The sequence below is a fragment of the Peribacillus sp. NPDC058002 genome (genome assembly GCF_042886655.1).
In the GTDB taxonomy this organism is placed as follows: domain Bacteria; phylum Bacillota; class Bacilli; order Bacillales; family DSM-1321; genus Peribacillus; species Peribacillus aracenensis.
Genome location: NZ_JBHVQU010000129.1, coordinates 1 through 10561 on the forward strand (window position 1 = coordinate 1; position 10561 = coordinate 10561).

A 10561-nucleotide genomic window follows, 5' to 3' on the forward strand; every position below is an offset into this window, starting at 1 on the left:
TACATAAGAGTGATCCAGGAAAAACAAGTGCCTTTTTATTTTTGGCACCTTTCTTCGGAGTCGTATCAGGGTGGGCACTATTAGGTGAACCGATATACACTTCACTCCTAATTGGCGGACTGTTTATTATCATTGGCATCTATCTTGTAAATAGCAATTTCCAAAAGGAAAATAAATTCGTTAAAAGAGCTTTATAGTAATCGTATGGATTGTCTATGCTGCTAAGGACAGAAAATCCCTCGTGAAAAAGGCAAGAGCTCTTTTCTTTTTCACGAGGGATGATTAAATTATACATCTATACAAAAAACTTCCTTAAATCCTTCATTCCCTTTAGCTGTTACTTTAACTGCGCGAATAGATGGAACACGGACTATCCAGCCTAAATCAAAAAAATGTGTAAGGAGCCCTTTTCCTAAAGCACCGCCAAGATGATGGTGACGTTCACTCAAGTCTAAACATGAGTGGGAAAAAGAACGGCGTTTTTTTCTTAAATCAAGTAAATCTATGCCGAACTCAGAAAAAAAACGATCTCCTTTGGGTGTGACTGTAAACTCTCTCTCTTCTTTTTTCAAATATCCGGCTTTCAACATAGATTAAGTTAATTGAACTCCTAGTTTTCCTGCCAAATGATCATAGCAAGTCCTGGCTTCCTTAAGCAATTTGACTTGGCTTGATTGTTTCAGCGACAGAACTTCAGGAGGTGGGGAAATGGCCAGAAATGATTCTAAAATGCGCGCAATATCTTCATTTGCTAGCTGATAGTAACGATGTCTTCCGTGCTTTTCAACTTTAACAAGATTTCCTTCCACTAATTTAGAAAGGTGAAAGCTGGCGGTTTGTGGTGTTATTACAGCCATCAATGCTAATTCACCTGCCGTATGAAAACGCCCGTCCAGTAAACTTGCAAGAATTGTTGCACGTGACTTTTCCCCAAGAAGGGAGGCTATCTCCACCATATTTGGATGTATACTCAAAATAGTTATCAACCTTTCTACCTATGTTTTAGTTTGAATAAACTGAAAGCAAAGTAAATAGCATTAAAAATAAGTAAACTTATTTTCTATTATACAGTACCGCTGCCCTGGTGATATTCTGTATGTTCACGATTCCCGCTTTAAATATTTTTGAAAACGGCCGATAAAATGACCATATCGCCAGCCCAGGGAGAAATTATAGATTTTAAAAGAATTGACCTTGAAGCCTTAAAATCCGTGCGCACCCCCGTTTGAATTTCACTTCAACGAAAAGCTTGGACGGGTAATTATATAGATTCATTTGTTTCATGAATACTGGAAGGTTTTTTATTGATGTTAAAGGGGCATCCGTTAAATTGGATGCTTTTTTTATTGGGGGGAGATTATGAAATCAGGAGAGGTTATTAAGAAGACTGTAAAGAAGAAAGACAGTCTATCCTTTGGATAAGCGGTTTTTAATGAAGTATATTCTTTGTGAACTAGGCATACATTTTTACATGTTCACTAACAGGAAACGTTCCTTAATAGTCTTGGAATAATTACCGGTGAATAGTCCCTTTTGTCGAATTTTAGTAGTCAAATAGGAGGGAATGGAGAGTATGAAAATATCAGACATTGGATTTAAAGGCCAAGTATTTGGATTTATAAAGTTCACACCTTTTGTGGAAAGTTTCTTATCCGGAGATTTATATATGAATAATTTCAAAAAGTATATTGATATGGAAAGTGCTTCAGGAGAAAAAGGTGTAGGGGACAAATTTGAAGCAGCACATGTTTTTACGGAATTAACAATGAATTTCTTTACTCAAGATGCCCATGAATTAATCATGTCGGGGCGAACTAAAGAATTGAATTTTAGAAAAAATATAAATGAAAAAAGACCAATATACTGTATGTTTGCAATTGTCGGCGAAATGTTAAAAGTGGTTAAGGAGGATGAAAAGTATTACTATACCAAATTTGATTTACCTAAAGAACAAATCGATAAAATGATCAGGGAGTTCGGAGATAGCTTGATTTTTGTTACCCCATCGCAATTTATTGACAGAATTACTAGAACACTCAATGAAAAAGGATATGCTTACAGAGGGGGATTGGTAAAATATGATGATTATAACATCAATTCCTCAGCTAGGATGAGCTCTTATAAAAATCAAGGGACTGATATTTATTTTTGGAAAGATAAATATTTTGAAAATCAATATGAATATCGCATAGTCCTCACAGATCAAGAAGTTGACGAAGCTTTAATCGTGAACGTAGGTGATATCTCAGACATTAGTACTATATTTAATGCAAACGAATTTTTCAGTGATAAATTTGAAATAAGATTACGAAAGAAAGGAAATCTAAGCATCCATTAAATTGGGTGCTTTTTATTTGGCAGGAGAGATAAAGAAAATATATAACCTTTTAATTAGAAGTGTTAAATTAAACGGAAATTCCAGGATTATCGCATATACAAAGGGGTTAATACTTCATTTATATTCACTAGTATTGGTCTTGTCTGTTTGGTTTATATCAGTTTCAGAGGGGTTTTTGTCGAATGTTGGACTCTATAGAATGGCGCTCTCTTAAAAGATCCATAAATGGTTTAAAGTCAAAACGCGGAAAACATACGTTATGCAAATTTCGACAACGTAAATGCAATGGTGATTAGTGGTTATTTGTCAGTTAAGATTTTTATGCAATAAAAAGTCGATCACTTTATAAGAATGTACTGCGGCTATTTGATCTGCCCTTATAGGGGAGTGACTTTTGAAGGTGCTTCCGTGTTTGGCTCAACAGCAACCTATTCTTTAAAGGGAATTCCTTTTTTTGTAGGGAGAGTAATGATTTAATGCCGACTTTATTTCTTTTTTTAAACAGCAAATAACTGGATATATGATGTAAATTATTGTAATCTACAAAAGTATGTTTTTCCTAATCGTAAAGGGGGACCATAATTGAGTTCAACAAATAGTAAACAGACAACGATTGTTGCCCTTTTGCTTGCGGGTACATTTATAGCGATCTTGAACCAAACATTAATGATTACCGCGATTCCTCCTGTGATGGAAGAAATGAATATAACGGCAAATAGTGCACAATGGCTAACAACCGTTTTTATGCTGGTTAATGGGATCATGATTCCTGTGAGCGCGTTTTTACTGGAGCGCTTTACCACCAGACAGCTCTTCCTTTCAGCCATGGGGATTTTTGCTACCGGTACATTGGTTGCGGGGCTAGCTCCTAATTTTGGAATGCTGCTGCTTGGAAGGATGATTCAGTCGGGCGGAGCCGGAATTATGCTCCCGTTAATGCAAACAGTCTTCCTTATGATTTTCCCTGTTCATAAACGGGGTGCAGCCATGGGACTGGTCGGACTGGTCATTTCCTTCGCGCCGGCTATTGGGCCCGCTTTGTCGGGCTGGGTTACAGAGACCTACTCATGGAGGGTATTATTCTTTATCATTCTTCCAATTGCCATTATTGATATCATAGTTGCGTTCTTCGCTTTAAAAAATGTAACAGAAGTTACACGGCCAAAAGTGGATGTGCTTTCGATTGTTTTATCTTCCGTAGGTTTCGGTGGATTATTGTATGGATTTACAGCTGCAGGTAATTATGGCTGGACAGACGAGAGTACCATCATATCGCTAGGCATTGGAACAATTTCACTTGTTTGGTTTATCAAAAGGCAATTGCAGTTGAAGCATCCAATGCTGGAGTTCCGTGTGTTCACGTTTTCATTATTCCCGATTGCTATTATTATAGGAGCCGTTACCTTTATGGGTCTGATAGGTGCCGAAACGCTCATCCCGCTATTTATGCAAAACATGCGAGGATTTACTGCGTTTGAAGCTGGATTGGCGATACTCCCGGGAGCACTTATTACCGGGTTAATGTCCCCGTTCATCGGACGTATTTTTGACCGGATTGGGGCCAGGTGGTTGGTTATTGGCGGGTTACTCCTCATAACCGCTTCATCCTTTACTTTTATGGATGTTGGTCCTTCGACAAGTTTTACATTTATAATGGTCATGTACAGTATTCGGATGTTCGGATTAGCCATGGTTATGATGCCCGTTTCAACGGCCGCCTTAAACCAGCTGCCTAAACGGTTAATCGCCCATGGTGCAGCAATGGATAATACGATGAAAATGATTGCCGCTTCTGTAGGTACTGCAATACTTGTTACTGTGATGACATCAGCTACAGAAAATGCTCAGCAGCGTCCCGAGATAGTCCATCCTGATATGTATGGCGCGCAAATCTCATTTATTGTCATCGCTGTACTTTCGTTAATTAGCCTCCTCATTTCTTTTAAAATAAAGGATCAAAAATCAGCGGGAAAAGAACGTGGAGAGAAGAATTAAATATTTGAATTCGAGTTTTTAGGCTTGAAAAGAATCACAATATAGATTCATCTTTTTAAACTAAAAATCTTTTTTTGCCGCCAGAGTAGAAACGATTGCAAGTATCAATGGACTTAAGGATGTTATTGTTTTGAAGAAGTGGGGTTCTGGTGAAATTGGACTACTTACTATTATTACCACAATGATTACGGTAAACTTGGAAAGACATTTAAAACAGGTGAAGTCAAAACAAAGGCTGCTATCGCTCAAATACTGAATAACATTAAGAGAAATAAAGCCAGTTATCTTTCGAACAAACAACAAAGCAGTGCATTCCAATTTTCGGGATACACTGCTTTGTTGTTTTCATTTAGGTTTCCAAAAAGGATTAAATCTTGGTTATAACATTTTATTTCAGGATAGAATTGTTTCTTATTTAGACACAATTGAAATTATGTTCAAAAATGAATAATGCGTTTTCATTTATCAGAAAATTACATATAATCTAAACATGAAATTAATTTTAGTGAGTGAACATAATTTCTCGGAAGGGAGGATGACATGTACTCAAATGAAGAAATGATTGTAGTAGCTAAGATGTATTATGAAATGAACCTTACACAAAAGGAAATAGCAGAAAAACTCAGCTATTCAAGACCAACGATTAGCAGGATTATTGATGCAGCGTTTAAATCCGGCATTATTGATGTCAAAATAAATTACACACTTAATTCTGTGCAAGAACTAGCAAATAAAATTAAAGAAAAGTATAAGTTGAAAAAAGTGTTCGTTTTACCGGTTTATGTAGATGAAGTGCCACTCATTCAAAATGATATAGGCAAAGCGGTTGCAGGATATTTATATGAAATTTGTGAGAGTCACTCGATTTTAGGTGTTTCTTGGGGGACATCCATGAGTTACGTTATTCCTCATTTAAAGGAAAAAAAATTACCCTTTATGAAAATCGTTCAATTAAATGGTGGAATAGCTAAGAGTAACTTTTCCACAGGATCAGGGGCTTTGCTAGAAAAATTTTCGGAAGCGTTTTCAGCCGACCATTACCTCTTACCCGTTCCATCCATTGTGGATACTTCGGATATAGCAGATTCAATTATGAAAGATTCTAGTATTGAACAAGTATTAAATCTCGGTAAAAAAAGTAATATTGCCGTATTTGGAATTGGGAATGTGTCATTTGAATCGGTTCTCTATAAAGGCGGGTATTTTAAAGGGAATTCGTACGAAACATTAATGAATCAAAAAGCAGTAGGTGATATTTGTTCAAGATATTTCTCCTTGGATGGGGAAATTGTCGATAAAGACTTGAACAAACGAACCATTGGGCTAGAGTTAGATGAATTACGAAATAAAGAGTTTTCCATCGCCTTAGCTGCAGGCAAGGCAAAAGCCCGGAGTGTAAAGGGTGCTTTAAATGGAGGGTATGTAAACGTTCTCTTTATTGATGAAGAATTAGCGAAAGAAATTGTGTAATTTAAATGGGGGGAACATCATGAAAGCAGTTAAATTGTACGAGCCAGGTAATTTACAGGTAGAGGAAGTAGAGTTACCTTCAATCTCAGAAACAGAAGTATTGATTAAGGTGAAGGCGATTGGAATTTGTGGATCTGATATACCTAGAGCTCTAACAAAAGGTGCTTATTATAAAGGATTAACATTAGGACATGAATTTTCAGGACAAATAGTAGAATGTGGGTCAAAAGCTATGGAATGGTCCGTCGGGGATCGTGTAACAATTGCTCCATTAGAACCTTGTATGAAGTGCGTTTATTGTAACCAAGGAAAATTTGGTTTATGCGATACATACAACTATTACGGTTCAAGAACAGATGGTGCAATGGCGAACTTCATAAAAGTAGGGAAAGCAAATATCCTGAAACTTGAAGATACCATTTCGTATGATGCAGGAGCGATGGTTGATCCAGCTGCCAATGCTGTTCATGGTCTTTGGAGAGGAAACTTAAAAAAAGGTGATACTGCTGTCGTTATGGGACTTGGAGCAATCGGTATGTTTGCGGTTCAATTCGCACGTGAAATGGGCGCGAAAGAAGTAATTGCAGTGGACATTTTCGAAGAAAAACTTGAAATTGCCAAAAAGCTAGGAGCAGATCGTGTCGTCAATTCGAAAAGGGAAAATATAGCAGAGGTCTTAGGGGACACTCATGTGGACTTTGTTATTGATACATCAGGCTCAGCCATTGCACAAGATCAAGCGGTCTTGATTACTGGGAAAATGGGACGTGTTGTATTTCTTGGAATCTCTAATCAGCCATTAACCCTCTCTGCTAAAACAGTTGATCGTCTATTACGATATGAAATTGGTATTCACGGCTCTTGGAATTCTTTTTCCGATCCCTTCCCTGGTAAGGAATGGTCATATGTGATTGAGAGTATGGCACAAGGGAAGATCAAAACAGAAGAAATTGTGTCCCATCGTTTTGATTTAGACGAAACACCAGCTGTGTTTAAAAAAATAAAAAACAAAGAAATCGTTTTTAATAAAATTTTGCTTTACCCCGGAGAATAATTATGAAGAACGATATTGTACTAGGTATTGATTTTGGAACACAGTCCTTAAAAGTTGGTGTCTACACGGTAGAAGGAAAGCATGTTTATACGGCAAGCGCCTCTTATCCAACATACCACAGAAAAAATGGGTATTCCGAACAAAATGCGAACGATTGGTGGGGAGCGCTGCAGAAGGCCATGCAATACGTTACTCGAGCGGTCGATTCAAAAATGATAAAAGGGATATCCCTTTGTGCTACCTCTTCAACCGTTGTCTTAACAGACGAAAGCTTGAATCCGCTAACCCCAGCACAATGCTGGATGGATCAGCGGGCTACAGCTGAAGAAGAGGAGATTAATAGTAATCAGCATTTTCAAGTGGAAAATCATCTGCTATTCTCTGGCAAGAAAACATCAGTTGAGTGGATGACTACAAAATCCTTATGGTTGAAAAAGCATTATGACTTAACAGGTAAAAGAATCGTCGAACAAATTGATTGGATCAATTATCAATTAACAGGAGAGCTTGTGGCATCGAAATGTAATGCCAGCTGTAAATGGAATTATGTTGATCGATTAGAGGGATTTTCTGAATCCTTCTTCAAGGAAATAGGTCTTGAAGGCATTACTGAACACTGGCCTTCAACCGTTCTGAGAGTCGGTGATCAAGTGGGAAACATAACATCAAGTGCAGCGGAGTATTTAGGCTTGGTTACAGGAGTACCGGTTTTTCAAGGAGGTATCGATGCTCATATCGGTATGATTGGCTCAGGGGCTCTTGAACCTGGTCAGCTCAGTATGATTACGGGTACAAGTTTTGTTCACTTAATGCACCACGATAAACCGGTTTTTAATGAGTCACTTTGGGGTCCTTATGATTCACCGCTTCTTGAGGAACACTGGCTTCTTGAAGGTGGTCAATTATCATGCGGCTCTATCATTTCATGGTTTCTACAAGAGTTTTATGGACACCGGACGGACAAAAAAGAAATATACAAAGAACTTGAAATGGAAATCAATAAGATTGATCCAGGTTGTGAAGGGTTGCTCGTTATAGATAGTTGGAAAGGGAATCGAACGCCATATAAGACACCATATGCTACTGGTGCCTTTGTTGGCCTTACACTATCACATAACAAATATCACATTTATAGAGCCATTCTTGAAGCGATTGCGTTTGGTACAAAAAATGTAATCCGAACCATGAATCATTCTTCGATCCCAGTTGAAAGAATCATTGCAGGGGGTGGTGGAACACACAATGCTTGCTGGATGCAAATCATAAGTGATGTCATTGGACTTCCTATCTCGATTCCTAAAGATATTGAGACCGGTTCAAAAGGAGCGGCCATTATCGCTTCATACGGTCTAGGATTCCATTCCACCTTGAAGGATGCGTCGATATCTATGGTAGAGATGGAAAAAACCTATTACCCAAATATGGAGAAAACAAAAAAATACGATATGTTATTTGAAAACTATTTACATTTAAATCAGGTATTATTTCCTATTATGAAACAATTGAAAAATGGAGGGGGTGACCAGAGTGAGCAACATACTCGAAATGAAGCAAGTGTCTAAATCTTTTCCAGGTGTGAAAGCGGTACAAAATGTAAACTTCACTCTAAAAAAAGGAGAAGTACATTGTCTAATTGGGGCAAATGGAGCTGGAAAATCTACTTTAATGAAAATCTTATCAGGTGTCTATACAAAAGATGAAGGCGAGATAAGGTTAGAAGGAAAGCCGGTAACGATTCAAACACCTGTTGATAGTATGTCTCTTGGAATCTCAACTATTTATCAGGAGCTCTCCCTAGTAGAAGAATTGAGTTTAGCGGAAAATATTTTCCTTGGAAACTATCTAAAGCCAAATGGAGGCTTTGTAAAATGGAGAAAGATCAATGAAGAGGCAAAAAGACTATTTTCTATACTAGGATTATCTGTATCACCTACCATGCAAACATCTAAAGCCAGTATGGGTTTAAAACAAATGACGGAAATCGCAAAAGCCATAGCAACAGAATGCAAAATAATAATCATGGATGAACCCTCAACCGCTTTGTCCAATGATGAAGTGTTAAAACTATATGATGTTATAAAACTATTAAAAAAACAAGGGTATACGATTGTTTATATTTCTCATAAACTCGAAGAATTATACGCTGTGGGAGACAGGGTAACCGTTCTTAGAAATGGAAAATGGGTTATCACAGATGAGATGAAGAACCTCGCACAGCCTGATTTAATCCGCCACATTACCGGACGTTCTATTGAAAAAAAGGATAAGGTCCATACAGAAATAAATAGGGAAGAATTCTTAAAAGTGAAAGGGTTTACAAATCATAAAATACAAGACGTCTCTTTTTCAGTAAGTAAAGGAGAAATCGTTGGATTATACGGACTGGTGGGTTCTGGAAGGACAGAATTACTAAGAGCGATATACGGAGCAGATCCGATACAAGCAGGGGAACTGAAGATGGATGGGATGAAAAAGAGCATATCCTCTCCAAAAAAAGCAGTGGATGCTGGCATGGGACTTGTGCCGGAAAATAGAAAAACTGAAGGAGCTAACCTGGACTTATCCATTTTAGAAAATGCATTTCTGCCTTCCCTTCACACCTTTTCTAAGCGAAGTTTTGTAAAACAACAGCAAATGAAAATGGTTATGCAAGAAATGATTAAGAAATTAAATATTAAAACAAGCGGTAGTGATGTGCCCATGAGGAACCTAAGCGGGGGCAATCAGCAAAAAGTCATAATTTCCAGGTGGCTCATTAAGAAATCCAAACTTCTACTATTCGATGAACCTACGCAAGGAATCGATGTAGGAGCAAAAGACGAAATTTATAGCATTATGAAGGAACTTTCAAATCAAGGGACTAGCATAATAATGGCAACATCAGAAATTGAAGAACTACTCACCGTTTGTGACAGGGTACTAATAATGTTTGAAGGTAAGTTGATCAAGGAATTTTCGCATCCTTCCAATTATAAAAGCGAAATTATGAATATCGCCGTATCTGGTTAATACAAAAGGAGGCGTACTATGAATGCAAATATGGAAGTAACTCAAGCAAAGCAAACAAAATCCCCTTCAATTAAGAATACTTTAAAGAAGTATAATCTTTTCTTTATCTTTTTAGGCTTCATCCTGATTGGCAGCATACTATCTAATCAATTTCTTTCTGTACAAAATTTACTTAACCTTCTTCAACAGTCTTCTTTTGTAGGAATCGTTAGTATTGGAATGACGTTTGTCATATTAGTTGCTGGTATTGATTTATCTGTTGGAGCAGTGTTAGCGCTAGCAGGCATGTTAGTATCGATTTTGCTCGGTACAGGAATGAATCCTATACTAGCCATAGTCATTACACTTATAGCGGGAGCCTTTTTGGGCTTCGTAAATGGATTTGTTTCCACTAAATTTAAAGTTCCTGCCTTCATCGCAACTCTTGCCATGATGGTAAGTGCAAGAGGACTTGCCTTACTATCAACAAATGGAGAGCCAATATACGATCTCCCGGAAGGTTTTATTGCATTGGGCGGAAATGTTTTTGGAAAGATTCCATTCACCGCGGTAGTTTGGATTGCATTAACGATTGTAGCCCTGGTGATTTTAAAATACACAACATTCGGAAGAAAAATATATGCAGTAGGCGGAAATGAAGAATCATCTAGACTCTCGGGTATTCCAGTTGAGAAGTATGTTACATGGTGTTTCGT

General features: G+C 37.6%; 8 protein-coding genes and 1 pseudogene. 8 read left to right on the forward strand and 1 reads right to left on the reverse strand.

The window, feature by feature from the left end; all coding sequences use genetic code 11:
• A partial coding sequence (locus ACFVSH_RS18395; protein ID WP_387707216.1) for an EamA family transporter occupies positions 1 to 197 on the forward strand: 197 nt, incomplete at its 5' end.
• A 90-nt stretch (positions 198 to 287) separates the two neighbouring features.
• On the opposite strand, the pseudogene ACFVSH_RS18400 reads toward ACFVSH_RS18395, so the two are convergent.
• Positions 288 to 974: pseudogene (locus tag ACFVSH_RS18400) on the reverse strand (ArsR/SmtB family transcription factor).
• 599 nt (positions 975 to 1573) lie between these two features.
• On the opposite strand from ACFVSH_RS18400, the gene ACFVSH_RS18405 reads away from it, so the two are divergent.
• From ACFVSH_RS18405 to ACFVSH_RS18435, 7 genes are all read left to right on the forward strand, one after another.
• Positions 1574 to 2338 (forward strand): hypothetical protein, encoded by a 765-nt coding sequence (locus ACFVSH_RS18405; protein WP_387707218.1) that lies wholly within the window; start codon positions 1574 to 1576, stop codon positions 2336 to 2338.
• Between the two features lie 582 nt (positions 2339 to 2920).
• On the forward strand, positions 2921 to 4333 hold the full coding sequence (locus ACFVSH_RS18410; protein WP_387707220.1) for a DHA2 family efflux MFS transporter permease subunit: 1413 nt from the start codon (positions 2921 to 2923) through the stop codon (positions 4331 to 4333).
• Positions 4334 to 4873: 540 nt separating this feature from the next.
• Positions 4874 to 5803: a sugar-binding transcriptional regulator gene (locus tag ACFVSH_RS18415; RefSeq protein WP_387707222.1), complete on the forward strand. Its 930-nt coding sequence runs from the start codon at positions 4874 to 4876 to the stop codon at positions 5801 to 5803.
• A 19-nt stretch (positions 5804 to 5822) separates the two neighbouring features.
• Positions 5823 to 6857, forward strand: coding sequence for a galactitol-1-phosphate 5-dehydrogenase (locus ACFVSH_RS18420; RefSeq protein ID WP_387707224.1), 1035 nt, complete (start codon positions 5823 to 5825; stop codon positions 6855 to 6857).
• A 2-nt stretch (positions 6858 to 6859) separates the two neighbouring features.
• Entirely contained in the window at positions 6860 to 8419 is a 1560-nt protein-coding gene (locus ACFVSH_RS18425) for an FGGY-family carbohydrate kinase (RefSeq protein WP_387707226.1), read from the forward strand.
• Entirely contained in the window at positions 8385 to 9866 is a 1482-nt protein-coding gene (locus ACFVSH_RS18430; protein WP_387707228.1) for a sugar ABC transporter ATP-binding protein, read from the forward strand. Before ACFVSH_RS18425 ends, ACFVSH_RS18430 begins: the two co-directional genes overlap by 35 nt.
• Positions 9867 to 9884: 18 nt before the next feature.
• A partial coding sequence (locus ACFVSH_RS18435; RefSeq protein ID WP_387707230.1) for an ABC transporter permease occupies positions 9885 to 10561 on the forward strand: 677 nt, incomplete at its 3' end.